The sequence below is a fragment of the Stanieria cyanosphaera PCC 7437 genome (assembly GCF_000317575.1).
Taxonomy (GTDB): Bacteria; Cyanobacteriota; Cyanobacteriia; order Cyanobacteriales; family Xenococcaceae; genus Stanieria; species Stanieria cyanosphaera.
This window is the reverse complement of the sequence record NC_019748.1, coordinates 3,698,217-3,724,156: the sequence shown is the minus strand read 5'-3', so window position 1 is coordinate 3,724,156 and position 25,940 is coordinate 3,698,217. Positions and strand designations below refer to the sequence as shown.

The window sequence follows — 25,940 nt, the reverse complement described above, 5'->3', positions numbered from 1 at the left end:
AGTATAATATTTGAGTTAAGTAAAGATAAACAGTAATTAAGAAGAATAGTATTTTAAATGCGAGTTGCGATCGCCGGAGCAGGTTTAGCTGGACTGTCTTGTGCCAAATATCTAGTAGATGCTGGGCATACACCCATAGTCCTTGAGAGAAGAGATGTCTTAGGTGGCTTAGTTGCTGCTTGGCAAGATGAAGATGGAGATTGGTACGAAACTGGACTTCATGTCTTTTTTGGAGCATATCCTAATATGCTTCAATTATTTAAGGAGTTGGGGATTGAAGACCGTCTTCAGTGGAAAGAACATACATTAATATTTAATCAACCAGAAAAGCCAGGAACTTATTCTCGCTTCGATGTCCCTGATTTGCCTGCACCTATTAATGTCATCTTATCGATTCTTCGCAATAAAGATATGTTGACTTGGGAGCAAAAAATTCGTTTTGCGATTGGCTTACTCCCAGCAGTAGTGAGGGGTCAACAATACGTTGAAGACATGGATAAATTTAGTCTTTTAGATTGGCTGAGAATGCGAGGTGTTGACGAAAGGGTCAATAGTGATATTTTTATTGCTGCTTCAAAAGCTTTGACTTTTATCAACCCAGAGGAAGTTTCAGCTACAGTACCTTTGACAGCACTGAATCGTTTTCTTCAAGAAAGATATGGTTCTAAAGTAGCGTTTTTAGATGGCTCGCCTACAGAAAGATTGTGTCAGCCAATGGTTGATTACATTAAGGCTAGAGGTGGTGATGTCAAATTAAACGCCCCTCTCAAAGAAATTTTCTTAAATGAAGACAAAACAGTTAAAGGCTTTTTAATTAGAGGCTTAGACGGTGCAGATGATCAATTAATTACTGCTGATATTTATGTTTCAGCCATGTCTGTCGATCCGCTCAAAGTGATGTTGCCTCAATCTTGGCGCGAATTAGATTTCTTTCAAAAATTAAATGGTTTAGAGGGAGTTCCCGTAATAAATCTTCATCTTTGGTTTGATCGTAAAATGACCGATATCGATCAATTATTATTTTCTCGTTCTCCCTTACTCAGTGTTTATGCCGACATGAGTAATACTTGTCGTGAATATTCAAATCCTGACCGCTCTATGCTAGAACTAGTTTTAGCACCGGCTGAAGACTGGATTAATAAATCTGAGGAAGAAATTATTGCTGCGACGATGAAAGAGTTAGAAAAACTGTTTCCACAACATTTTACAGGTGAAAATCCTGCAAAATTGTTAAAATATCGCGTAGTAAAAACTCCTCGTTCTGTTTATAAAGCGGTTCCTGGTTGTCAAGCTTATCGTCCTTCTCAAAAAACTCCTATTGCTAACTTTTATTTAGCTGGAAGTTATACTATGCAAAAATATTTGGGTAGTATGGAAGGCGCTGTTCTTTCTGGTAAGCTAGCAGCAGATGCAATCGCGTCTGATAATTCGACTACTCAAGAAATCAAACCAGAAGTAGCCACAATTGGTAGTTAATTAAGCTAATAAATGAGAAAATGCTCAATGGCTAAAAAAACAACCGATTGCCTTGTTCTAACCACGGACAGTATTTCTTCTTGCTCCCGCATGCTGCAATTGCCTAAATCAAAACCTAAAACAAACTTAGCCTCAGTCACTGAGGCATACGAATATTGTCGTCAAATTACGGCAGAATACGCTAAAACTTTCTATCTTGGAACTTTATTAATGCCCAAAGAAAAGCGTAAAGCAATCTGGGCAATTTATGCTTGGTGTCGTCGTACTGATGAATTAGTAGATGGCGTTGAAGCAAAAGACACAACTATAGAAACTCTGGCGCAATGGGAACAACAATTAGAATCTATCTTTGCAGGAGAGCCAACAGATGATACCGATGTTGCTTTAATTGATACAATTAAAAGTTTCCCGATGGACATCCAACCCTTTCGAGATATGATTGCGGGACAAAGAATGGATTTACATCGCAATCGTTATGAAACTTTTGAAGAATTAAAACTTTATTGTTACCGCGTTGCCGGTACAGTAGGTTTAATGTCTAATGCCATCCTAGGAATTAGCAACAACCAAAACAATGTACCTTGGGAAAAAGATGGTCAAACTTATATCCCCAAAGAAGAAGCTATTTCTTTAGGAATAGCTATGCAACTAACCAATATTTTGCGCGATGTAGGAGAGGATGCTCAAAGAGGTCGTATTTATTTACCGTTAGAAGATTTAAAAGCTTTTAATTATACAGAGCAAGATTTAATGCAAGGAGTAATTGATGAACGTTGGTTAGCTTTAATGCGTTTTCAGATTAAAAGAGCTAGAAACTATTATCATCAAGCAGAAGCAGGCATTCGTTATTTAATTAGAGATTCTCGTTTACCCGTGTGGACTTCTTTAATACTTTATCAAGGTATTCTGAATGCAATTGAACAGAATCAATACGACGTTTTCAGCAAAAGAGCGTTTGTTCCTAAAGTAGCGAAATTTTCTTCTTTACCTTTAGCCTGGTTAAGGGCGCAAATTTGATCCTAACTATCAGTTTGGCTAATTAAATTGCTAGTTAATAGCATTTATTTATTATCCAGTATTAGTTAAGGTTAACTCAGTCATAATTATGATTGTTACTCCAAAGTTTGTTTTATTGGCGTAATTATTATTTTCAATTGAAAACATATATACAAACTCCTATCTTGATTAGGCAGCTTGAGGTTGCATGATTGCTCCTAACTGTTCTATTCCTTTGTGTAAATGTCTAGTAACTGTCATAGGACTAATGCCAATATATTGAGCAGCTTCTTTACGAGGTAAATCCCATAAATATACACATTCAATAGCTGCTTTAGTTTTTTCTTCTAGCTGGCTCATTGCCCTTTGTAATTGCATTTTGTCTTCTTCTAATTGTCGAATTTCTTGATAATTAGGATCTGCAATTGTTTCACCAAAAGTAATTGAAGAATCTTGAGATTGATTAACTAATGCATCCAAACTTATCGGTAAACGATTTTGTAGAGCTAATTGACATTCACTCCATTCTTGTACAGATACTCCTAAAGCTTTAGCAATTTCTGTATCATAAGGTAATCTTTCTAGGGCTTCAATCAATTGTTTACGTAGTTTTTTGCCTTGATTATAAAGCTCTTGCCACCTACGAGGAATCCTCATCATACTACCTTTATCTCTTAGGTAATGTAACATTTCACCACGAATATAAGGAATAGCAAAAGAGCTAAAAGCAGAACCTTGATGAGTATCAAAACGCTCAATTGCTCTAATTAAACCGAGGTAACCAATTTGCTCTAGATCTTCATAAGGTTCAGCACATTTTCTACTAACTTGATGAGCTACTTTTCTGACTAAACCTGCATTAAGTTCTACTAGTTGATTACGTAGTTTTAAAGAAGGGTTAGAAGCATAGGCTTGCAGTAATTCTATACAACGAAAACTAAAAGATTGAGTAGACATAGGAATTAGATAGTGACTAACCAATAAAATCATTAAGCGAATCTAAATTTAATTTTCTGTTCACTATCAATCCTGCACCATAGTTGTTTTACGGAAATCTCTAACTAAGTTGCAATTGATCTCCGCACAAATACGCAAATATTTTAATAGTTTATTTTTATTTAAAAAGCAAAATAAAATTATAAAATTTACTATCAATTTATTTTTAAATTGATAAATTTAACCTCAAAAAATTGCAGATATTTATTAATAAAAAAACTGTCCCATTCTCCAAAAAAAAGTAATGAGACAGTTAATATAAATTATTAATGATTTGAATCGGTCAGATTAGTGAGGGGTCGTTCCTGCCGTTACCCCTCTACGCGGAGCGTCTCCCCGTTAAAATTTTTCTGTTAGTATCAATTACTAACCAACGGCAGAAAAATAGACTTTAGACTTGACTGGATCGGGAACCATAGTTTTGTCTCCTTCTTGCCAGCCAGCAGGACAAACTTCGTCAGGATGAGATTGTACGTATTGAATTGCTTTAAGCGTTCTTAGAGTTTCATCCACACTACGACCAAAAGATAAATTATTGATTGTCGAGTGTTGAATTACTCCTTCTTTGTCAATGATAAATAGTCCTCTAAGAGCAACTCCTGCTTCAGGATCGAGAACGTTATAAGCAGTACTGATTTCTTTCTTGATATCAGACACAAGAGGATAGGCAATATCGCCAATTCCGCCTTCTTTGCGGTCGGTTTGAATCCAAGCTAAGTGAGAAAATTCGCTATCTACGGAGACACCTAAAACTTCGGTGTTTGATGCTTTGAATTCTTCATAGCGATCGCTAAAAGCAATAATTTCTGTAGGACAAACAAACGTAAAGTCCAAAGGATAAAAGAACAAGACTACATATTTACCACGGTAGTCAGACAATTTGATTGTCTTGAATTCTTGATCGAAAACGGCAGTAGCAGTAAAGTCAGGAGCTTGTTGTCCTACTCTTAAACATCCTTCCATATTGTTTTGGTCTCCTCAAATACCTACTTGTTTTAATTCGTAAGTTACGACTTGATGTCACAGGTTTACTTGCTTTGAAAGCAAGTATTTTCCTTTAACTTGATTTGAGATCAATAATATTTACGAACCTTTACAAATATATCATACTCATAACGATTTTGCTTAGGTACTTAAAACAATTGAATGTTCAGAAAAGTACTCATAGTAAATGAAAGGGTATCTAAAAAAGTAGCTAGCAATTAGATAGATTGAAATAAAATAATTACAAATCTAAATCAGAAAATTCTTCTTTAAGTTCTCTAGCCATTAAAGCCTGAACTGCTTGCTGAGGCGTAATTTTACCGTGTAGTAAACGATAGACTTGATAAGCAATGGGGACGGCAAGTTGTTGCCGAACGGCAGTTTTGACTAAAACATCTGTAGTATTAACTCCTTCAGCCGTTCCTTCTAACTTTGATAAAATTTCTTCTAAGGATAAACCTTGAGCTAACTGATAACCTACTTGATAATTACGAGACAAAGGACTATCACAAGTTGCGATTAAATCTCCTAAACCAGATAAGCCAAAAAAAGTTTCTGGATTTGCTCCTAAATAAGTACCAACACGAATCATTTCTGGTAAAGCCCTGGTTAGTAAAGCAGCTTTAGCATTTGTGCCTAGTTGTAAGCCATCACAAACTCCTGCTGCGATCGCCATAACATTTTTGAGAGTTCCTCCTAATTCTGCCCCTAGCGGATCGCTACTAGCATAAACACGAAAAGTATCAGAAGCAAAAACTTGCTGTACAGTTTCGGCTGATTTAAGCTCATTGCTAGCAACTACGGTAGCAGCAGGTAATCCGCGCTCAATTTCTTTAGATAAATTAGGGCCAGAGAGAACTACTACAGAATGGTTCAGAAAAGCGGTTTGCCAAATTTGAGAAGGAGTCAGAGTAGTGAGAGGGTCTAATCCCTTGGTCGCAGTAACTAAAATACTGTGTTTTGGTAAGTGAACAGTTTGTAATTGTTCGACTAATGGTCTAACTCCTTTCATAGAAACTGCTGAAATAATAATTTTGGCTTCACTAATTGCTGAAGCTAAAGGTTCAAAACTACGACGCGACCACAAACGTACTTGATGTTGATTGCGACGGGCTAAAACAGCTAAAGCATTCCCCCAAACTCCTGCTCCTAGAACGGTTACTATATATTTTTGTTTAGTCACTAGCTTAATATTTTATTAAGATTTACTTTACTTAGTTATTTAATTTTAGAGAGGATTGGGAATCTCATTTATTTAATTTTTTGAAAAAATCTAATTAAAAGTTAAACTAATCTCCCCAATCTGCTATATCTTTCAGTCCCCAAATCAAAACTATAGCAATCCTCTAAGATTTGTGAACATAAGTTATTGTCAAAAAGTAAAAAGCAGAAGGCAGAAATTAGGTTAATGTTTGTTCATGAATGATTTAGGACTGCTATATTTTATGTCTAATTAAATGAAGCTACTTATTTGTAGGGTGAGCAATAATCAAAATAAACCAAAGCTTTTAGGCAACAATAAGAGTTTGTCTATCTTAAACCTAATTAATAGATAAGTGATTTCTGATTACATGAAATAAAAAAAGAGGAAAATTAATTCCTCTGATTGATTGTTTATTTTTTGAGTTTAAGTACCTAGAATTAATCGTTGACGATGAACTTTTAATAGACTAAATTCTTGTTTAGTTACCTGCTCCAACATATAAACTAATTGTTCTGGTAAAAGTTTTGTTCCATCATTGCGACAACTGCCAACATAACGAAGCACAACTGAATCACTTTGTGATTGATTTTCTGATTCAATTTTAAGCTCAAACAAATAATCACGTAAATTTATTTGCTGTTTTTTACCTGATTTTGTCGTTTTTTCCCACCAAAATTCTTTGGTTTCATTAATGGTTTCAATCCATTTTTGCCAATCATCCCAACTACAATCTTGTTCACTTGCCACAGTAATTAAATACTCGGCTTTTTCTAACAAACCAGTTGCAGCAGGAGATTTTATTTCAACTTCTTCTACCTGATAAATAGGTAAATCACTCGGTAATTGAGCAACTAACCGTTGACGAAAATCTTCCAGTAATAAATCTTCTGTTAATTCAAAATCAACAATTTCACCACTACTAGTAGTACCTAAAGATAAAGCGTTAGCAATAGAAATTCTAGGACCCGGATGAAAACCACCTGTATAAGAAATTGGTAAAGCAGCACGACGGACAGCGCGGTCAAATAGCCTCACTAAATCTAGGTGACTCACTAATGCCATTGAACCATGTTTACCAAACCAAACTCTAATTTTTTGAGTTCTAGTGTGATTGGGTTGGTAATGTCCCACAAATTCAGGAATCGGGGGTGGAGGAACAACAATATTATGACCAAAATCGGTACTACAAACACCACAATGAGAACAACCATCAAAAGCACAATCAGGCACTGTAGCAGCCTCTAAAGCTCTTTGTAAATCAGCTTTGAGCCATTCTTTGTCAATTCCAGTATTGAGGTGATCCCAAGGTAAAGGCGCATCTAAAGAGTTTTGATCCTGAAAGACATTCCATTCACCCTGTTCTACTTGACGATATTTCCAAGTTAAACCAGCTTCTGCGATCGCATTCTCCCAGGCTTGATAGGCTTGATTTAAATTTTCCCACCAAGAATCCATTCCTGCGCCTAATTCCCAAGCACGACGAACGACTACAGCTAAACTGCGATCGCCTCTACCGACGAAATCTTCCATTGCTGAAATCCGAACATCGGTATAGTTAACCTTAACTCCTCTCATACCACGAAATTCTTGACGCAGTAATTCTTGCTTGCGGATAAACTCAGCCGTTGAAACAGAATGCCATTGAAAAGGGGTATGAGGTTTAGGAGTGAAGTTGGAAATGGTAATGTTAAAATCTAATCGTTTTCTTTTGGGTAAACGACATTCTTGTCTCAACCAACGAACAGTTTCAGCAATACCAATTACATCGACATCGGTTTCTCCTGGTAAACCAATCATGAAGTAGAGTTTTACCTTATCCCAACCTTGTTCGACGGCGGTTTTAATACCTCTAAGTAATTCTTCATTAGTTAATCCCTTATTAATTACATCCCGCATCCGTTGCGTTCCTGCTTCAGGTGCAAAAGTTAAACCAGCTTGACGAGTACCACCAATGATTTTGGCAATATTTTCATCAAAACGGTCTACTCTTTGACTTGGTAAAGAAAGAGAAATATTTTCGTTTTTGAGGCGGTTTTTGATTTCCATCCCTACCGCAGGTAAAGCTAAATAATCGGAACAACTTAAAGATAAAAGCGAAAATTCATTGTATCCAGTCTTCCGCATTCCCTGTTCAATTGCCGTTACCACTTGTTCTGGTTCAACATCAGTCGCAGGACGAGTTAACATTCCTGGTTGACAGAAACGACAACCGCGAGTGCAACCTCTTCTAATTTCTACAGTTAAGCGGTCGTGAACTGTTTGAATATAAGGAACTAAGCCAATTGAATAGGCAGGAATAGGAGTAGCAACTCTTCTCAAGATTCTTTGGGGAACATCAGGACGATTAGGATGAACTGAACCATCTTCTGCTAGATCATAAAACCGAGGTACATAAACTCCAGGTACTTGGGCTAAATCTAATAATAATTCTTCTTTGCTTAATCCTGTTGCTTTTCCTTCTTCAATAACTAAACCAATTTCTGGTAAAAGTTCTTCTCCATCGCCTAAAACAATGAAATCAAAAAAGTCTGCATAAGGTTCAGGGTTGGATGTAGCTGTTTGTCCCCCTGCAAAAATTAAAGGATAATCTAACTCAATTCTGTCTTGCCAAGTTAAGGGAATCTGAGCCAAATCGAGCATTTCTAAGATATTAGTTGCCCCTAACTCGTAACTAAGACTAAAACCAATAATATCAAACTCTTTAACCGATCTTCTTGATTCTAAAGCAAATAAAGGTGTATTAGTTGCTCTTAACTTAGCTGCTAAATCTGGTGCAGGTAAATAAGTGCGATCGCATAATTGTTTAGGTTGAGCATTGATAATATTGTAGAGAAGAATATGACCCAGATTAGATGCACCAACTTCATAAATCTCTGGATAAGTTAAAATCCAGCGTACTTCAGCCGTATTCCAGGGTTTATGCTTTGCTCCTAGCTCATTACCAAGATAACGCGCTGGTTTATTGATTTCGGAATTAATTAATTGATTAAAGGCAAGAGTCACGGCATATTTCTCCTTAACGAAGCTAGGCAATTATCTTAGCCTTTTTAATATACCGAACCTTGCCAATACTTAACAGATTTTACTTAGTTGCTTTTTGAACTTAATTCAGTGAAACTGAAGCTTCAAAACTATCGCGATTATCAAATATTTCAAACACGTTATCTAATTGAGTGAGTTCAAAAATCATTCGTACTGATGGTGGAACTGAACAAAGGCTAAAACGACGATTTAAGTTTTGTGCTAAACGGAAGCCTTTAATTAAAGCCATTAATCCGGCACTATCCATAAATTCCACTTCTGTCATATCTACTAAAAAAATCGAATCAGTTTTAGTTCTAACTGCCTTGCTTAACTGCTCTAAAAATTCTGTTGCATTAGCAGCACTTACATAGCCTTGAGGTTGAAAAGCAGTTATGTTGTTATATATTGCAGTACTACTCATTTTCTTTGTCTTCGTTAAAATTATATATTGCTTAAAAAATTAATTACTTTTATTCCATAGAGGATAATCTGTAAATTTACAGATAGCTACCTTAAACCGTTAACTTTATCGAATCTTGATACATAAGTAAAAAAGATTTGAATTTTATTTAAAGCTAAGGTTAAAGTAGGATAAGATGTGTCCAAATAAACCACAGTTTCGTTATCCTTGAGATAAGAAACTGTGTAGTTAATCAATAAATTTAAAGTCCTAATATATTTATATTTTATTTGACTCATTTTTATCTCAGATAAAATACTGAAATTATTATTTCAATTCATCAAATAATGTTTTTCTTTGAATAAGAAAATATTTTATCTACATTTTTTTTAACAAATTGTAATTTCAGTTACAATTTATTTTGTTAGATAAACAGTTTTTACCTAAATTTATAATATAAATGTAAAAAATAAAGTAATTAACCGAGTTTTCTATTAACTTTTTTTCTAAAAGTAGATTATATTAGCAAATAGTTTTCTTAAATTTATAATTTATTGATAAAAGACCTAAATAGTTCTAAATAGTAAAAAGATAAATCTTTACTACTTTAGATCGATTTCTAAGCTAATCAGCTTACACAGTATCAAATAAATTGCGATTAGCTTGCCAAACTTTTTGAATACAACCACTTAGCTCTTGCTGAACTTGATAGTTTGTTTCTGAATTTGTTTCTAACTCTGGCAGTAAAGATAATACATTGAGCATTTCTGTATCAAAAGCTGCTCTAAATAAACTTTCAGGCAAGAGTAGATCGGAACTATTATTAAGTGCGATCGCTCTATCAGCAGTTGAGAATGAAGAATTAAAGAAAACTAGTAACAAAGGTCTAACCCAGCAATATTTTCGCTGAGGAATAAGTTGAATAACTTCACAGTAAAGACAAAAATTATCTTGCTCTAAACAAACAATTTGATTAACTTGAAGTTGATTCACAGCCTAGTCATCATTCAATTAAACAGTTGCTTGAATTTCTGAAGGAGTAATTTCTCGAAAACGAATTTCATCTCGATGAGGATCTGCACGAGTAACCTGAACTTCTAAGCGATCGCCTAAAGTTACCGCTCTTTCAAAACGGTGAGGTAATTCTAATCCCAAATCTTCTAATAAAATAATTCCTAAACGGTCTTCTTCTCTTAACCAACGCAATACTAACACTCCCCAAACGCGGTTAGAATTACGTCGTAAATATTCTAATCCCCAATAACGATTAGTTTGACGTTCTACTAAAGTAGCTTCATACGCTGAATTAGCAACGCTGTAAATAATTTCCTGTAACTCTTCTCCAGAAAATGGTAAGCTTTCATTGCGCAAATGAGCTTTAATCTGAAAGTGAGCTAGCAAATCAGTATATCTTCTAATCGGAGAAGTAACTTGGATATAACTATCCAAACCCAGACTTGCGTGTCGAGCAGGAGTAGTACTTATTTCACTACGAGGCATACAGCGACGCAAGGCACAAAAACGTACCGGTCCTGGTGGTAATTGCAGCAGTTCTTCTTCTGGAGGTAACTCTGGTTGTGGTTGTCCGCGAAAAGGTAGAGGTAAATTGTGTTCTTGTCCGTATTTGCCTGCTACTTCTCCAGCTAAAATCATCATTTCTGCAACTAATTGCCGAGATTTAGACTCATCTAACAATTCAATGATAATTTCTTCGTTTTCTTTGACTTTAATCAAAGATTCGGGCATCAAGATTTGAATTGAGCCTTGTTGTTGTCTCCATTTTCTTCTTAAACTCGCCCATTTAGCTAATTCGGCAATTTCAGGTTCTTTAGTAACCCCCAAATCAAGCATTTCATCGACATCATCGTAAGTTAGACGATAAGTAGGTTTGATCAAAGTTGGGTGAATACTGTATTCTTTGACTAATCCTGTTTCGTCAAGCACCACGCCAAAACTTAAAGCTGCACAAGTTTGACCTTGGATTAAACTCATTGGTCCAGTGGCAAGTTCCGAAGGAAACATCGAGATCATTCCTGTCGGTAAATATAAGCTAGTGCTACGACGACGGGCTTCTAAATCTAGTTCATCTCCAGGAGTAACTATTCGACTAGGATCGGCAATATGTATCCACAGTTTAGCTGACTTTCCATCTTCACTGTATTCAACGCTTAAACCATCATCTATTTCTTCTGTACTTTCATCATCAATTGTGTAGACTTTTAAATGAGTCAAATCAAGACGATTCGAGTCAGGGTCAAACGGTGGAGATTGCAGATAAAATTGCGCCACATCAAGTACCTTTTTGGGAAAATACGTAGGATAAGAACTACGTCGTAAAAATAAGTTTTCATGTTTGCTCCACCATCCTAATTCTACTAATAACTCAAATGCTGCTTGAGAGTCAGTTCCTTTCCTAGCTAAACTTAGGATTTCTTGAGCTACACGAGAGTTATATTCTGGTTGAATAACAAATTTTTCTAATGTTTCCAGCTTATTGCGATCGCTTTCTGTCCATTCTACTGGTTTTCCTGCCAACGCTTGTTGAAGATGGCTGATAAATTCTTCTTTTTCGCGATTTCTTTGTTCTTCTACTTCTAGTTGATGCTTAATTTCTTCTACTTGTGCTGCTGAACGTGGTTCGTAAGCATCACCTTTATTTTTAAAGTAAATTTTATCTTGACTTAAAAGAAGATGAGCAGCATAACACAAAGCTGGAGATTGGTCAGAAAATAGTAATTCAGCCATTTGTTGGGGTGTCACTAAATCACCATCTTCTACCAATATTTCCCAAGCTACTTCTAAACTACTTGGATCGAGGTAAGATTGAGCTTCGTTGATAAAATTGGCAATGTCAGAAGGCTTATACAAACCACCATTAACGGTATATTCTACGCGCTGAGGACGTATTTTATGCGACTGCCCACTCTCATCAATTACAATCCAATCTTTTTTTCCTTCTGGTCGTTCGGCAACTGCAAGACGACGCTCTCCTTGTATTCTGAATTCAATCAGTGTTCCCTTTTCCACCAGCTTTGTGCTTTAACATTGATTTTACGACTTAATATTCAGTCTACCTTTTTGAACTTAAATCTGTCTTAACCAGAAGAAAATAAGTTTTTTCTTGGTTAGCCTTCTGCATTAATAAAGGGCAATAAAGCTATTAAACGAGCTTTTTTAACCGCATCGGTCAAGTCTCGTTGCTGTTGAGCGGTTAAACCAGTTATACGACGAGGTAAAATTTTTCCTCTTTCAGTGATGAATTTACGTAATAATTCAATATCTTTATAATCAATTGGATCGCTAGGTTTGATTGGAGAAAGACGTTTACGATAATATGCCATGATTTTTGCTGTATTTGATTAATAAATTAATTGATTTTAATTATTTAATTTCTTTGTGAACCGTATGTTTGTTGCAATGGGTACAAAACTTTTTCAGTTCTAATCTCGCTGTAGTGTTGCGACGGTTTTTGCTGGTTGTGTAACGAGATACTCCAGCAGAACGTTTGTTAGAGTTAGTGCGACACTCAGTGCATTCTAAATTAATAATAATGCGGACACCTTTTTTACTTGCCATTGTTTCAAGAAAAATTAATTACAACTTATAGAGTTATCTATATTTACAGTGAGATACGCCGATCTCTAGTCGGCAGACCTAATCACTGTATTGACAAAGTGAACGCAACGCAAAACACCCTGATAGGGCGGAGTACTGTTCACACGCAAATCAATATTTTCGCATATTATTCTTAATTTGAGCAAGTAATTTTTTGAGTCTCAAATCTAAAGAGTAACCTCTGGGAGTTTGAATCACAATAGTTGAAGCTAAACGGTCATGAAAAGCTTGATTGAGTTCTTCGTCAGCAAACGCTATACCACAGTCTACGAGCAGAGGGGTTAGTAACAATAACATTGATAAACCATTTCTAAGGTTAATTTCTAACCCATACATAGCGAGTACCGCAGCGAAACCGAGAATGCCTTCTCTTTTACCCAAAACAACTAAATCAGGAATTTTATTAAAACGCGCATCAATAACTTTCAGATCCAACGCCCAACTACCTAAACTTTGTCCTTGATTTTTGTCGACTACTACAACTCTCATTACTAACCAACCAAGGATAAAAATGAGCCATTGGATGGAATTACCAAAAAAAGAACTAACAAACCAAACTGTGACAAAATCAATTAAAAAAGCTCCTACTCTTCGTTTGATGGGGACTCTAGGAAACCTTCTATAGCTTAATTCATCTGGAGACATAGCGATCGCTTTTGAGATATTTGTTAAATTGATTAAAGCAAGTAATTCTTAAGTTATCCATCCATGCTATCAGCCAAACAAGCAGAAGCTATTATTCTCAATTTAGTTCAACCTTTAAGTTCCTCACAAGATGTAGAAATTGTTGATTTAGAAGTTGCTCCTTTACGGATTTTGGCAGCATCAGTCAGTAGTAAATTGGATTTTCCTGATTGGGATAACTCTGCTATGGATGGTTATGCAGTGTGCTATGAAGATGTTAAAAACTGTAATAACGAACATCCCAAACTTTTAGAAATTGTCGAAGAAATTCCTGCTGGTTACCAACCAAAAACTACCATTAAATCGGGACAAGCAGCCCGAATCTTTACAGGGGCAATGATGCCAGCAGGGGCTGATACGATTGTGATTCAAGAAAATACAACGAGAGAAGGAAATCAAGTCAAAATTTTTGCTGCCCCACAACCCAAAGAGTTTGTGCGTCATCGAGGCTCTTTTTATCGGGCAGGAGAAGAGATGTTACCACCTGGAATTATAATCAACGCTCCTGAGATAGCGGTTTTAGCTACAGCCCAATGTACAAAGTTACCAGTTTATCGTCGTCCCAAAGTAGCCATTTTATCTACAGGAGATGAACTAATTACACCGAAGCAACCGATTCAACCAGGGCAAATTGTTGATTCTAATCAGTATGCCTTAGCTAGTTTTGTAACCACTAATGGTGGTATTCCGATTAAGTTGGGAATTATTCCCGATGATTGTCAACAGTTAATTAAGGCGATCTCTTCGGCAATTGAATCAGCCGATTTAGTTCTATCTACTGGTGGTGTTTCGGTAGGTGACTATGATTATGTCGAACAGATTCTAGCTCAATTAGGGGGAGAAATTCAGATTAGTTCGGTGGCGGTTAAACCTGGAAAACCTTTAACTGTAGCTAAATTTGCCAATGGTTGCGTTTATTTTGGTATTCCTGGTAATCCCGTTTCAGCCTTAGTCAGTTGTTGGCGTTTTGTTCAACCAGCCTTAAAAAAATTATCAGGATTAAAAGATAATTGGCAACCTACATTTATTAAAGCACGTAATCGCGATCGCTTGGTGGCTGGAGGAAAAAGAGAAACCTATCTTTGGGGAAAATTACATTTAGTTGATGGTATTTACGAATTTGCTTTAGCTGGTGGTAGTCACAGTTCAGGTAATTTAATTAACTTGGCACAAACCAATAGTTTGGCAGTAATTCCCATTGGTCAAACTGAGATTGCTGCTGGGGAACAAGTGGAAGTTATGCAAGTTAATTATTTTTAAATAGAAAAAATATCAGACAAGAAAAAGCGAGCCATTGAAATAGATTGAAACAATCATTAAACTCGCTAAATCAACACTATTTAGTTTGGAGAGAATCAATTAATTATTAAAGAGGACGATAAACCCGATAATTGATACTTGGGAAGATATTATCGATTTCTGCTACTTTCTCTAACCAACCAGAGTCAATTTTTCCAATCAGGATATCTTCATAGAGTTTGTTAAAACGTAACAAATGCGATCGCGTCCGTCGTACTGCATATGGTACCATAGTTCCAGTGCGCATAATAAACGCCCAGTCCGAAGATTGTGCTAAGAGCAACTCTCTGGCTGCTTGATTCAAAGCTCGCCATTCCAACTCATCTATTGGTTCACGACAAGCAAGTTTAATCATTCGTTCGGCTGCCTTGTGCAAATGAGGATAAATCCAAGCATTGGTTTCATTAAGCCAATATTCGTGGAATCCCTTGTAACCCCAACTAGATTGAGAAGGACGAGCAACCTGCTGAGTCGGATTTTGACACAAATAATCAGAAAGATGAGTCATCTCAAAAGTATTTTGGTCATACCAAACTTTGCGGAAGAGAAAATCAATAAACCAAGGACCTTCATACCACCAGTGACCGAATAATTCTGCATCGTAAGGAGAAATTACAATAGGAGGACGTTGCATAACTCCAGCTAAATGCTGAATTTGTTGCCCCCGATTGTACATAAAATTCCCTGCGTGTTCGGCTGCTTTTTCTCTTGCCCAATAAGGATCGTAAAGAGCTTTTTCCGATAACCCTCCGTCCCGAGCCGTGATTTTATGATATTTAATCCCTGTATTTTTCCTTTGACCATTAGGCATAATATAGGGCTTAATATATTCATATTCCGCTTCCCAACCCAAATCCTTATAAAACTCTCGATATTCAGGATCCCCTGGATAACCCACTTGAGAAGACCATACTTGTTGAGAAGACTCGTGGTCTCGACCAAAAGCAGCTACTCCAGATTCAGTAAAGATAGGTGCATAAGTACCAAAACGAGGACGAGGACGAGCATAAAGTAAACCATGTCCATCCATCAGGAAATAGCGCAAACCTGCATCTGCTAGCATTCGCTCTAATCCTTCATAGTAGGCACATTCTGGCAACCAAATTCCTTTTGGTGGACGACCAAAATTTTCTTCGTAATGTTCGTAAGCGACTTTTATTTGTGACCAAACTGCTTCTGGATACATCTTCATTAGAGGAAGATAACCATGAGTAGCTCCACAAGTAATGATGTCGAGGTTATTACTATCAAGAAATTGTTTAAAAGCTGTAACTAAATCGCGGTTATAACGCTCCCAAGTGTGACGAATTTGACTAAAAGAGTTAGCATAATGTTCAGCAAGATAACAAATGTGACCATTATGTTCGTTGTGATCAATTTCTTTTTCTGCTAATTCTTGTAAAAGAGCCAAATGATCATCATAGCGTTCTTGCAGAAGAGGATCTCGCAGCATTGACACCAAAGGAGGTGTCATACTCATGGTCATTTTGAAATCGATTCCGTCTCGCTTTAAATTTTCAAAAACGTGGAGTAAAGGAATGTAAGTTTCAGTAATAGCTTCAAATAGCCATTCTTCTTCTAAAACATAATCGCTTTCTGGATGCCTGACAAAGGGTAAATGGGCGTGAAGAACAAGAGCAAGATAACCAAGAGCCATGATAATATTTCCGCGATATTTTTTTTGATGAGTAAGAGGCTAGGGTAAATTAGATAAGGTTTATAATATCTTAAGATTATCTAACATAAAGTTCGGTTAAAAACAGGAAGTCTTGAATACATTGATCAATATGGGAGTAAATATTTCCAAATTTATTAAATAAATATTAAAATACAATCTATCGTTAAAGTATTGTTAGTCAAGTATCAAAACTCAATCTCTCTTGAAGTTTTTTAGTTGTCTCATATAGTGTTGCAATCTGACAGTCAGCAGATAGGATTTAACCAAGATGTTTCTAAACCAGAAACGCTCCAGTTACTTTTGTTTGTTAATGAACATCCTACTTCTCAAGAGTATATTAGACGTGTCAAAACTTATTTAGAAAATTTACAAGCTGAATATCCTTTTGAGTTACAAGTCATTGAAATCGGCAAACAACCTCATTTGGTAGAACATTTTAAGTTGATTGCGACTCCCGCTTTAGTCAAGATCAATCCCTTGCCAAGACAAACTCTAACTGGGAGTAATTTAATCGATCAATTACAACAATGGTGGCCTCGATGGCAAACTTCAGTACAAGTAAATTTACAAGAACAAATTTCAGAAGAAGAAAAATATTCGTATGTTGGTGAAGATAATTCTGTAAAATATTCAGCAGAATTAATTCGATTATCTGATAAAATTTTTACTCTACAAAGAGAAAAAGAAGAACTTCAAGAGCAACTGCGTTTCAAAGAACAAATTTTAGCGATGCTAGCTCATGATCTTCGTAGTCCTTTAACAGCAGCTTCGATCGCAGTAGAAACTTTAGAAATATCCTTTTCTCAACCAGACCAAGAAAAAGCGCAAAAACTTAGAGGTCAATTATTTAAACAGGCAAGAAAGCAATTCCAGATCATGAATAAAATGATCGCTGATTTATTACAAGCCTCTAAAAATGTTGGTTCTCAACTACAAATAGAACCATCAAAATTATACTTACAACCTTTATGCAAAGATATTATTAGTCAATTTAGCGATCGCATGACCGAAAAATCTCAACAATTGACGGCAGATATTCCTCAAGATGTACCTGCTGTCTATGCTGATGAAGAGTTAGTGCGTCAAGTAATTATTAATTTACTAGAGAATGCGATTAAATACACTCCAGAAGAAGGAAAAATTAATTTATCGATCTTGCATCGCACCAGTCAAAAAGTTCAGTTAAGTCTTTGTGATAATGGGCCGGGCATTCCAGCAGCAAAACAAGAACGAATTTTTGAAGGTCATTTTCGCTTAAAACGCGATCGTTCTAAAGAGGGTTATGGTTTAGGTTTGTCTCTTTGTCGTAAAATTATTAACTCTCACTACGGTCAAATTTGGGTAGATAGTGTCCCTGGTGGTGGCAGTTGTTTTCATTTTACTTTGCCAGCGTATCGTTAGCAGTTATCAGTTATCAGTTATCAGTTATCAGTTATCAGTTACCAGTTGACACCCCATAGATATCAACTTAAACGCAAGTTCGATCCGAGAAAAAAAGTTGATGATTGATAAATAGCAATAAATAATCAACCATCAACACAAAAACCCTAATATTTAAAGTGAGAATGAACTTACAGTATTTGATTGTTAGCAGTTAAGTAGGCATGATGCTGCTCTTCTTCAAAACGTTGAACTTGGCGGGGTTGGAGATAAACTTCTTGTCCTAGTTCAAGATCGAGTTGAGTAAATTTTTCTCGACTTAAATGGGCTGTGACTGTTAAATCACCTGGTAAAACTAATTCTAATTGAATTTCCCAACCTAAATGAGTGATTCGTTTAAGAGTGGCAGGAATACTATTTTTTGTAGGTAGGTTATTAACTTCAAAATCGTGGGGACGAATAAATGCTGGTAGAGAAGAAGAAGGTAAATAGCCTTTGTTGAAAACGGCAAGGGTGTCAGGAATGATGTTGACTTCGCCAACAAAACTCATCACAAAAGGATTAGCAGGACGATCATATACTTCTGCGGGAGTGCCAATTTGTTCGATTCTACCTTGGTTCATCACGACAATTTTATCTGCTACTGCCATTGCTTCTTCACGGTCATGGGTAACAAAAAGACTGGTAAGATGAACTTCATCATGAAGACGACGTAACCAATTGCGTAATTCTTGTCTAACTTTGGCATCTAATGCCCCAAAAGGTTCATCGAGGAGTAATACTTCTGGTTGTACGGCCAAAGCGCGGGCTAAAGCAACTCGTTGTCTTTGTCCGCCAGATAATTGACTCGGATAGCGATCGCCAAAGCCTTGGAGTTGAATTAGTTCGAGAAGTTCTTCTACTTTTTGTTTGATTAGTTTGCGAGGTTTTTTGCGAATATCTAAACCAAACGCAATATTTTGTCTGACGGTGAGATGTTTAAAAAGAGCATAATGTTGAAAAACAAAACCAATATTTCGCTTTCTAATATCGAGGTGAGTAGCATCACGATGATTGATGGTTATTTTACCTGTATCTGGAGTTTCTAAACCAGCAATGGTTCTTAAAAGGGTAGATTTTCCTGAACCCGAAGGCCCGAGTAATGCAACTAAAGTTCCTGGTTCGACTGTTAAATCAATTTGGTCTAAAGCTTGGAAATTACCGAATTTTTTGGATACTTGGCTGACGGTGATACTCATAAAGTTTGTCTTTGGTTAATTGTTGATGGTTGATTGTTGGTCGCTCCGCGCACCTTCGGTGAGGTTGATTGTTTGTCCCTAATAATTAGTAATTACTAACTGGTCACTGTCACTGCTAACTGAACTTAGTTCTAGCTTCGAGAATTTCTTTGAAAATGAGGGTGAATACGCCTAATAAAGCAAGAATGGCTGCTGCACTAAATGCTGCTTCAGTTTGATAATTTTTATAAGCTTGTTCAACAAAAATGGGTAGAGTAGCTGTTTTTCCTAAAATACTGCCTGAGACAACTGCAACTGCTCCAAATTCACCCATTGCTCTAGCATTAGTTAAAAGAACACCATAAAGTAAACCCCAACGAATACTAGGTAAAGTAACACGAGCAAAAACTTGCCAATCATTTGCGCCTAAAGTTCGGGCTGCGGTTTCTTGTTCTTCACCAATTTCTTCTAAAATAGGGATAACTTCACGGGTAACAAAAGGTAAAGTAACAAAGGCTGTAGCGATTACTATTCCTGGAAGAGCAAAAACAATTTTAAGATCGAGATTTGCTAGTAAACCACCAAACCAACCATTACGCCCATACAGTAAAACGATCATTAAACCAGCTACTACAGGAGAAATGGAAAAAGGTAAATCAATCACACTTAAAAGTAAAGTACGACCTCGAAATTTATTGCGAGCAATTACCCAGGCAGCACAAAGACCAAAAATAGTATTTAAAGGAACTGTGATCGCGACTACAATTAGAGTTAGTTGTAAAGCTTGCCAAAATTCCCTTTTACTAATTGAACTTAAAAAAGCATTAAATCCTTGATGAAATGCTTCGTAAAAAATGGCAATGGCAGGAATAAATAATAGTAATAATAGATAAAATAGGGCAATAGCGATTAAGACATAAGCTATTTTATTTTTATTGGGCATAACGACGACTCCACTGTTGAAGGAGATTAATTAATAGTAATAATCCTAAAGAAGCTAATAATAAAACTGTGCCAATCACGGTCGCTCCTGTATAGTCGTATTGTTCTAATTTTTGAAATACTAAAACTGGTGCAATTAAATCTTTAAAAGGAAGACTCGAAGCTACCATTACTACCGAGCCATATTCACCTACAGCACGTGAAAAACCAAGAGCAATTCCTGTCAAAATTGGAGGAATTAATGGTGGTAAAATCACTCGCCAAAAAGTTTGAGAATCTGATGCACCTAATGACCAAGCAGCTTGTTCAACTTCCGGTTCAATTTCGAGTAAAACTGGTTGCAGAGTACGAACTACAAAAGGTAAAGAAATAAATAACATAGCAACAAAAACCCCTAAACGAGTAAAGGCAATTTTGATGCCAAAAGGTGCAAATAATTGTCCAATCCAACCATTATGACTATAAATAGTTGCTAACACTAAACCTGCTACTGAGGTTGGTAAAGCAAAAGGAATATCGATCGCTGCGTCAACAATTTTTTTGCCAGGAAATTGATAACGAACTAAAATCCAGGCTATTAAAGTTCCCATAATACCATTAATTAAACCAGCAGCTAAAGCAGTTACAAAAGTAACTTCATAAGCAGAGAGAGCAACAGGTTCTGTAGCAGTTTGCCAAAATTTTGTGATACCTAAAGTTGAAGATTTGGTAATTAAAGCTGTGATAGGTAAAAGTAAAATTAAGCTTAGATAAACTATAGTTAACAACCAAGGATATGAAATTCGTTTCCAAAAATTGCTGGTTGATTTTGATGTGCTAAAATTATTAATAAAATCTATTTTATAATTTGTCATAATTTTTAATTATCATGATTTTGATTAAAATTCAAAAAACTAGTTTCTATTTTTAAACTGTTTAAATAAATTAAAGAGTTAATTAAATTATCCATTGTGCCTGTAGCTTTTAAAGAAAGCCAGTTAAACTGATCTGTTTCAGTTCCAGCTATCATTCCTACCAAATTTAATTTAATTTGCATTAAAGCAACCAGATTAATAATGACTTTTCCTGGAAGATAATCTTTGGGAATTTTAATGATTAAACCAATAGTAGCTATTTGGTTTTTATTTAACTTAAACAATGAAGATTGCGATCGATTATTCATGACTACTATCCTTAATAATTCAAATAAAATCAATCCATTTACTTTTAATTAACCTTGTTCATCAACTTATCAAATACTGCTCCATCATCGAAGAACTTGGTTTGAATTTTGTCCCAACCACCTAAATTTTGAACGGTAAATAAATTTTTAATTTCAGGATATTGATTAGTAAATTCTTTAGCTACGGTTTGATCAACAGGACGAAAACCAACTTTGGCAAATTCTCTTTGTGCTTCTGGAGTAAACAAAAATTCTGCAAAAGCTTGCGCTACTTCTCTAGTACCATGTTTATCAACATTGGCATCAACAACTGCTACAGGACTATCAATTGAAATATTGTAATCAGTAGGAATTACATAAGGTAAAGATTCGCCTTTTTGCTGCGCTAAAACAACTTCATTTTCGTAGTTAATTAAAATATTTCCTTGTCCTTGTTGATAAAAAACTTCACTTGATTCTCTAGCATCTTTAGGTAAAATAGGTACGTTTTTTAAAACTTTTTCTGTAAATAATTCTGCCTCTTGTTCGCTACCGCCGGCTTGAGATACTGCACCCCAAAGAGCGAGAAAATTCCATCTGGCACCTCCAGAAGTTTTAGGATTAGCAGTAATAGGTTGAATCCCATCCTTAGCTAAATCTGACCACTGAGAAACTTTAACATTGTCATCACGTTTAACTAAAGCCACCACAGACTTATGAACGATCGAATCATTAGGTAATTCCTGTTCCCAACCAGGTTCAATTAATCCTGCTTCCTCAATTTTTTTGGTATCTAAAGCCAAAGCTAAAGCAACTACATCTGCTTCTAAACCATCTATTACTGCACGAGTCTGAGAACCAGAACCACCATAACTTTGTTCAATCACTACGTCTTGTCCAGTTTTGGCTTTCCACTCTTGAGCAAATTGAGGAATAATCTGCTCGTAAGCACTTTGAGTAACAGCATAGGAAACCAAAGTTAGTTTGACTTCTGATTGGTTCGTTTCAGATTCACTCTGCGCAGAAGAACAACCAGCGATCGCACTACTCGTCAATAATCCTACAAACATCCAACCTAAAAAACTTCGGCGTTTTGTCTTTTTCATTTATGTTTTATTTTTGTTTGTTTGCTGATGACATCATAATCTAGATTAATTTGAATTGCAATACATTTAAAATTCAATTTTACTTGTAGAGCAAAAATATAGGCTTATGGGATGATAGAAATAAGCAAGACCGTATAGATATGAGCTATGGCAAAAGCAACAAAACAGCCCAAAATTAATCCCATCGAGCAGTTAGTAAGTAGAAACTATTTGTTTAAAGGCTTAGATCAAGACTGGCTCAAACAATTACTTCCTTCTCAAAGCCTCAAGGTTGAAAAACTATTTTCTAATCGCCCGATTTATACCGCTTTTTTGCCAGAAGAATCTATTGACGTACTTTATGTAATTCTTGACGAAGGAATCGTAATTGCTCGAAGCGCACCGTTAGATAGAATTGTGGCAATTACTTATCCAGGAAGTTGTTTTGGCGAAAGAAATTTATCTTTTAGTTATGGATTAGCAACGAGAGCTTTTCCTACTCTGATCGAAGCTTATAAAACTACTCATGTGCTAAAAATTCCTTTAGCAACAGTGGAAAAACTGTATCAAGAAAACGAGACTTTTCGCGATCGCTATCGTTTATTATTTGAGTTGAGAGAAAAATTTCAATACCATCTACTCAATTGCAGTACTTATCCTCCTCAAGCAGTAGCCTCTTTACTAAGAGCTTTAATTTATCAAGAAAGAGAATTAGGTAATCAACCCGATCAAGATGGAGTTTATGTGTTTGATTTACCAGTAGATATTATTGCTCGTGCTTGTCAGCTTAATCAGCGCACTGTCGAACAAGTACTCAAAGGAATGCAAAAAGTAGATTTAATTCAATCAGCTAAAAGTACTGATTTGTCTGGGGATATCATTCGTGTAATTTCTCCAGAAGGATTAAAAGAAGTATATTCAGCCACTAGAGATAAGGTTGCTTGGTGGCCGTTACGTTAACAGTAGAGACGTAACATGTTACGTCTCTACACCAGTTACCAGTGACTGATCACTGAAATTAGGCAGCTAAATGTTTTTCAACGACACTAACTAATTGATTAGTCCAATAGGTAGTAAGCTCTTGGTTGACTGCTTCAACCATTACGCGAATGACAGGTTCAGTCCCAGAAGCACGAACTAAAATCCTTCCTTGATCGCCCATTGCTGTTTCTGCTAGAGTAATAGCTTGTTGTAAAGGCTGACATTCTTGCCAGTGACAACGGCGATCGCGGTCTTCGACTCGGACATTGCGTAATAATTGGGGATAGGTTTGAAAACTACTATCTACTAATTGAGATAAAGATAAACCAGACTGACTGATTAAACTAGTTAAATGTAAAGCAGTCTGAACTCCATCTCCAGAAATGCTGTGATGATGACAAAGAATATGACCAGATTGTTCGCCTCCCAGCATTGCCCCTGTACGCCACATCTCAGCTTGTACGTAGCGATCGCCAACAGAGGTTCTAGTGAGTTTACCACCGATTTTTTGCCAAGCTCGCTCAAAACCGAGATTAGCCATCACAGTAGCAATAATTAAATTATCTGGTAATTGTTGTTTATCTTTAAGTTGATTGCCCCAAAAATAAAGAATATAATCTCCGTCTACTACTCTACCCTGAGCATCCACCGCCATGACACGGTCGGCGTCACCATCAAAAGCAAAACCTAAATCTGCTTGATAATTTTGGACAGCATCTTGTAAAACATTGAGATGAGTTGAACCACAATTGACATTAATGCGATCGCCGTTAGGTTGCTCATGTAGACTAATTACTTCTGCGCCTAATTGTTTAAAAATAGCTGGTGCTACTTGAACCGATGCACCCCAAGCCAAATCTAAAACAATCCGCAGCTTTTGAAAATCGGAATTTTTTGGCAACGAATTAGCTAGATATTGATGATAATTATTTACCAAATCGGGACGATAATAGAATTTGCCCCAACCTAATCCTACAGAATTGAAGGAAAGTTGATTATAGGCAGTCCTCAATTTCGCTTCAATTTTCGCAGTAAGAACCTCATCTAGCTTAGTTCCTTCACCACCAAAAAATTTGATTCCATTGTCTTCTGGTGGGTTATGACTAGCAGAAATCATAATACCCCCGATCGCTTCACTCATACGAGTAACAGAAGCCACACAAGGAGTAGGACATAAACCCAAATGCCAAACTTCCAAACCTGCAGAAGTCAAACCTGCTGCGATCGCCATTGCTAGCATATCGCTAGAATTTCTCGAATCTTGTCCAATAATAATTGGTCCAAAATTAGAAGCATTTTCCTGTAAAACTTGACCAGCCCAATAACCTAATTGCAAAGCAAAAGAAGCATTTAAAAGTTCTCCTGCTTTACTTCTAATTCCATCTGTCCCAAACAAGGGGGTTGTAGGTAATATATTAGTTTTTTGAATTGGTTTTAATAAATCAACTTGAGGATAACTCACACCACTAAACTCCTCTTTAAATATTTAAATATGACATCATAGCTCATAATTTTATCAAGACAAAAAAATTACAGAGTTTAAATTCTGACAATTCAACTTCTGTAACTACATCATCAATCCCAAGTTAAGCGATAATTTTTAATTTTGGGTAAAGTTTGTTGAAAATCTAAGTAATAATCACTAAAGATTTAGTAAATCTACCTACCCAAACTATGATTAATATTTTATCCGCCTAGCAACAACTTAAATATTTTCTTGGAGAAGTAATTGTTCCATCTCTTGCCTGGTTAAACCAGTTTGTAGGTAATTAGGTTGAACAGGATCGTAAGGACTAGCCAAACGATCAATCGATATAATTTGGTCTTCTTTTGTTATAAGTGGTATATCTGGATCGTAAATAGTAGAGTGCATTAAAGAACTAGAATAACCGTTATAAATTAGCACTGTGTCTGGTTCACCAGAAGCTTTTTGAAGATTGACAATTAAAACTTCTTCTGGATGTTTACGTCCATACTTTTCTAAACGAAAACCGATTGGTGCTGACATAGAAATAAATATTCCGTAGAATAATCAATTTAATTAATCTCAAAGAGTAAATTTATTGTTCAAGAGCAGAACGTCCTTGTTTTCCTAGCCTAACCAAGACAAAGTACAGCAAATAAAGTAAGTAGATAGTTAAACCTACCATCCCCATAAATCCTAAAAACCCTTCGTTATCAGGTTTGTTATGAAACATAGTTCGATAAAATTGCGGTGCTTCCAACCAAACTTGACAAAAAGGCGTATTTAATTTGCTTGCAGACAACCCACAAGGAATAAAAAGAAGACTTGCCAATATTCCTAAAAAACAGTAAATAGTGGTTGCCCAACGCCAGGAGGTAAAAGCGATCTTAAGGGTTCTTTTAGGCAAATCTCTAATCTCTTCATTTAAATCTACCCAAAACCAAAGGGCAATAATAATTAGCAGTCGAGCAAAAATTCCTGTAAAAAAGCCAATTCTCCAACCAGGAATCAATAAATAAATGGTGATCATTAAGAGACTTGCGACTCGCCAGTAGATGATCAGTAATTTTACGATCGCTTCTTTCTTTTGAAAAATAGCCCAAAATAAAAGCATTAATGGTAAAACTACTGTAAATACTACGGCTAAACGATAATCCATCCACACCAAAGGTCGAAACCAGATTTGATTCATATATTTTTCTAATTTAATTGCAACTTTAGATTATTCTACGAGCATCAAAGCAAGCTAACCAAAAAAAACAAAAGTGGGAATCTAATTGTAAGACTCCCACTTTAATCCAATTATTTCTGAAAAAACTTAAGGTTGATTTAAGTTATTAACAGGGCGTTACTTTTAAAAACACCCTTGATTA

General features: G+C 36.0%; 24 protein-coding genes. 5 read left to right on the top strand and 19 right to left on the bottom strand.

The window, feature by feature from the left end:
- Positions 1 to 57 precede the first annotated feature (57 nt).
- Positions 58 to 1,476, top strand: coding sequence for a 15-cis-phytoene desaturase (gene pds, locus STA7437_RS16160; RefSeq protein WP_015194460.1), 1,419 nt, complete (start codon positions 58 to 60; stop codon positions 1,474 to 1,476).
- A 90-nt stretch (positions 1,477 to 1,566) separates the two neighbouring features.
- Complete coding sequence (gene crtB, locus STA7437_RS16155) at positions 1,567 to 2,493, top strand: 15-cis-phytoene synthase CrtB (protein ID WP_041619494.1); 927 nt, start codon at positions 1,567 to 1,569, stop codon at positions 2,491 to 2,493.
- Between the two features lie 168 nt (positions 2,494 to 2,661).
- On the opposite strand, the gene STA7437_RS16150 is transcribed toward crtB, so the two are convergent.
- The 10 genes from STA7437_RS16150 to STA7437_RS16105 all read right to left on the bottom strand — a co-directional run bounded on the left by STA7437_RS16150 (position 2,662) and on the right by STA7437_RS16105 (position 13,340).
- Positions 2,662 to 3,429, bottom strand: coding sequence for an RNA polymerase sigma factor SigF (locus STA7437_RS16150; protein WP_041620089.1), 768 nt, complete (start codon positions 3,427 to 3,429; stop codon positions 2,662 to 2,664).
- A 405-nt stretch (positions 3,430 to 3,834) separates the two neighbouring features.
- Positions 3,835 to 4,431: a peroxiredoxin gene (locus tag STA7437_RS16145; protein ID WP_015194457.1), complete on the bottom strand. Its 597-nt coding sequence runs from the start codon at positions 4,429 to 4,431 to the stop codon at positions 3,835 to 3,837.
- A 262-nt stretch (positions 4,432 to 4,693) separates the two neighbouring features.
- The gene (locus STA7437_RS16140; RefSeq protein ID WP_015194456.1) at positions 4,694 to 5,635 is read right to left on the bottom strand and encodes an NAD(P)H-dependent glycerol-3-phosphate dehydrogenase; all 942 of its coding nucleotides are present in this window, start codon (positions 5,633 to 5,635) and stop codon (positions 4,694 to 4,696) included.
- A 444-nt stretch (positions 5,636 to 6,079) separates the two neighbouring features.
- Entirely contained in the window at positions 6,080 to 8,659 is a 2,580-nt protein-coding gene (locus tag STA7437_RS16135) for a TIGR03960 family B12-binding radical SAM protein (RefSeq protein ID WP_015194455.1), read from the bottom strand.
- A 100-nt stretch (positions 8,660 to 8,759) separates the two neighbouring features.
- On the bottom strand, positions 8,760 to 9,101 hold the full coding sequence (locus STA7437_RS16130; RefSeq protein WP_015194454.1) for an STAS domain-containing protein: 342 nt from the start codon (positions 9,099 to 9,101) through the stop codon (positions 8,760 to 8,762).
- Positions 9,102 to 9,713: 612 nt separating this feature from the next.
- On the bottom strand, positions 9,714 to 10,073 hold the full coding sequence (locus STA7437_RS16125) for a hypothetical protein (RefSeq protein WP_015194452.1): 360 nt from the start codon (positions 10,071 to 10,073) through the stop codon (positions 9,714 to 9,716).
- Positions 10,074 to 10,091: 18 nt separating this feature from the next.
- Complete coding sequence (locus STA7437_RS16120) at positions 10,092 to 12,107, bottom strand: ribonuclease R family protein (protein ID WP_015194451.1); 2,016 nt, start codon at positions 12,105 to 12,107, stop codon at positions 10,092 to 10,094.
- Between the two features lie 98 nt (positions 12,108 to 12,205).
- Positions 12,206 to 12,421, bottom strand: coding sequence for a 30S ribosomal protein S18 (gene rpsR / locus STA7437_RS16115; protein WP_015194450.1), 216 nt, complete (start codon positions 12,419 to 12,421; stop codon positions 12,206 to 12,208).
- A gap of 40 nt (positions 12,422 to 12,461) precedes the next feature.
- A complete protein-coding gene (gene rpmG / locus STA7437_RS16110; protein ID WP_015194449.1) occupies positions 12,462 to 12,656 on the bottom strand; it encodes a 50S ribosomal protein L33 in 195 nt (64 codons plus the stop codon).
- Positions 12,657 to 12,806: 150 nt separating this feature from the next.
- Positions 12,807 to 13,340, bottom strand: coding sequence for an RDD family protein (locus tag STA7437_RS16105; RefSeq protein WP_015194448.1), 534 nt, complete (start codon positions 13,338 to 13,340; stop codon positions 12,807 to 12,809).
- 63 nt (positions 13,341 to 13,403) lie between these two features.
- Here STA7437_RS16105 and STA7437_RS16100 point away from each other — a divergent pair, with 63 nt between their 5' ends.
- Positions 13,404 to 14,639, top strand: a complete 1,236-nt coding sequence (locus STA7437_RS16100) for a molybdopterin molybdotransferase MoeA (RefSeq protein ID WP_015194447.1) — start codon at positions 13,404 to 13,406, stop codon at positions 14,637 to 14,639.
- 106 nt (positions 14,640 to 14,745) lie between these two features.
- Here the strand turns inward: STA7437_RS16100 and STA7437_RS16095 are convergent, their stop codons facing one another.
- Positions 14,746 to 16,335: a glycoside hydrolase family 57 protein gene (locus STA7437_RS16095; protein WP_015194446.1), complete on the bottom strand. Its 1,590-nt coding sequence runs from the start codon at positions 16,333 to 16,335 to the stop codon at positions 14,746 to 14,748.
- 249 nt (positions 16,336 to 16,584) lie between these two features.
- Between STA7437_RS16095 and STA7437_RS16090 the strand changes: the two genes are divergently transcribed.
- Positions 16,585 to 17,757, top strand: coding sequence for a histidine kinase (locus STA7437_RS16090; RefSeq protein WP_015194445.1), 1,173 nt, complete (start codon positions 16,585 to 16,587; stop codon positions 17,755 to 17,757).
- Between the two features lie 170 nt (positions 17,758 to 17,927).
- On the opposite strand, the gene STA7437_RS16085 is transcribed toward STA7437_RS16090, so the two are convergent.
- The 5 genes from STA7437_RS16085 to STA7437_RS16065 all read right to left on the bottom strand — a co-directional run bounded on the left by STA7437_RS16085 (position 17,928) and on the right by STA7437_RS16065 (position 22,142).
- On the bottom strand, positions 17,928 to 18,974 hold the full coding sequence (locus STA7437_RS16085; RefSeq protein WP_015194444.1) for a sulfate/molybdate ABC transporter ATP-binding protein: 1,047 nt from the start codon (positions 18,972 to 18,974) through the stop codon (positions 17,928 to 17,930).
- 115 nt (positions 18,975 to 19,089) lie between these two features.
- Entirely contained in the window at positions 19,090 to 19,896 is an 807-nt protein-coding gene (gene cysW / locus STA7437_RS16080) for a sulfate ABC transporter permease subunit CysW (protein WP_015194443.1), read from the bottom strand.
- Positions 19,886 to 20,749, bottom strand: a complete 864-nt coding sequence (cysT, locus tag STA7437_RS16075) for a sulfate ABC transporter permease subunit CysT (RefSeq protein ID WP_015194442.1) — start codon at positions 20,747 to 20,749, stop codon at positions 19,886 to 19,888. The genes cysW and cysT overlap by 11 nt, the downstream gene beginning before the upstream one ends.
- A 5-nt stretch (positions 20,750 to 20,754) precedes the next feature.
- Positions 20,755 to 21,057 carry a hypothetical protein gene (locus STA7437_RS16070; protein ID WP_015194441.1) on the bottom strand — a complete coding sequence of 101 codons (303 nt, stop codon included), beginning with the start codon at positions 21,055 to 21,057 and terminating at the stop codon, positions 20,755 to 20,757.
- Positions 21,058 to 21,101: 44 nt separating this feature from the next.
- Positions 21,102 to 22,142: a sulfate ABC transporter substrate-binding protein gene (locus STA7437_RS16065; protein ID WP_015194440.1), complete on the bottom strand. Its 1,041-nt coding sequence runs from the start codon at positions 22,140 to 22,142 to the stop codon at positions 21,102 to 21,104.
- Positions 22,143 to 22,289: 147 nt separating this feature from the next.
- On the opposite strand from STA7437_RS16065, the gene STA7437_RS16060 reads away from it, so the two are divergent.
- Entirely contained in the window at positions 22,290 to 23,081 is a 792-nt protein-coding gene (locus STA7437_RS16060) for a Crp/Fnr family transcriptional regulator (RefSeq protein WP_015194439.1), read from the top strand.
- A gap of 58 nt (positions 23,082 to 23,139) precedes the next feature.
- Here STA7437_RS16060 and glmM read toward each other — a convergent pair whose 3' ends face one another.
- The 3 genes from glmM to STA7437_RS16045 all read right to left on the bottom strand — a co-directional run bounded on the left by glmM (position 23,140) and on the right by STA7437_RS16045 (position 25,759).
- Positions 23,140 to 24,564 carry a phosphoglucosamine mutase gene (gene glmM / locus STA7437_RS16055; protein WP_015194438.1) on the bottom strand — a complete coding sequence of 475 codons (1,425 nt, stop codon included), beginning with the start codon at positions 24,562 to 24,564 and terminating at the stop codon, positions 23,140 to 23,142.
- 243 nt (positions 24,565 to 24,807) lie between these two features.
- Positions 24,808 to 25,110, bottom strand: coding sequence for a DUF7734 family protein (locus tag STA7437_RS16050; protein WP_015194437.1), 303 nt, complete (start codon positions 25,108 to 25,110; stop codon positions 24,808 to 24,810).
- Positions 25,111 to 25,162: 52 nt separating this feature from the next.
- Positions 25,163 to 25,759, bottom strand: a complete 597-nt coding sequence (locus STA7437_RS16045; RefSeq protein WP_015194436.1) for a DUF3177 family protein — start codon at positions 25,757 to 25,759, stop codon at positions 25,163 to 25,165.
- Between the last annotated feature and the right edge of the window lie 181 nt (positions 25,760 to 25,940).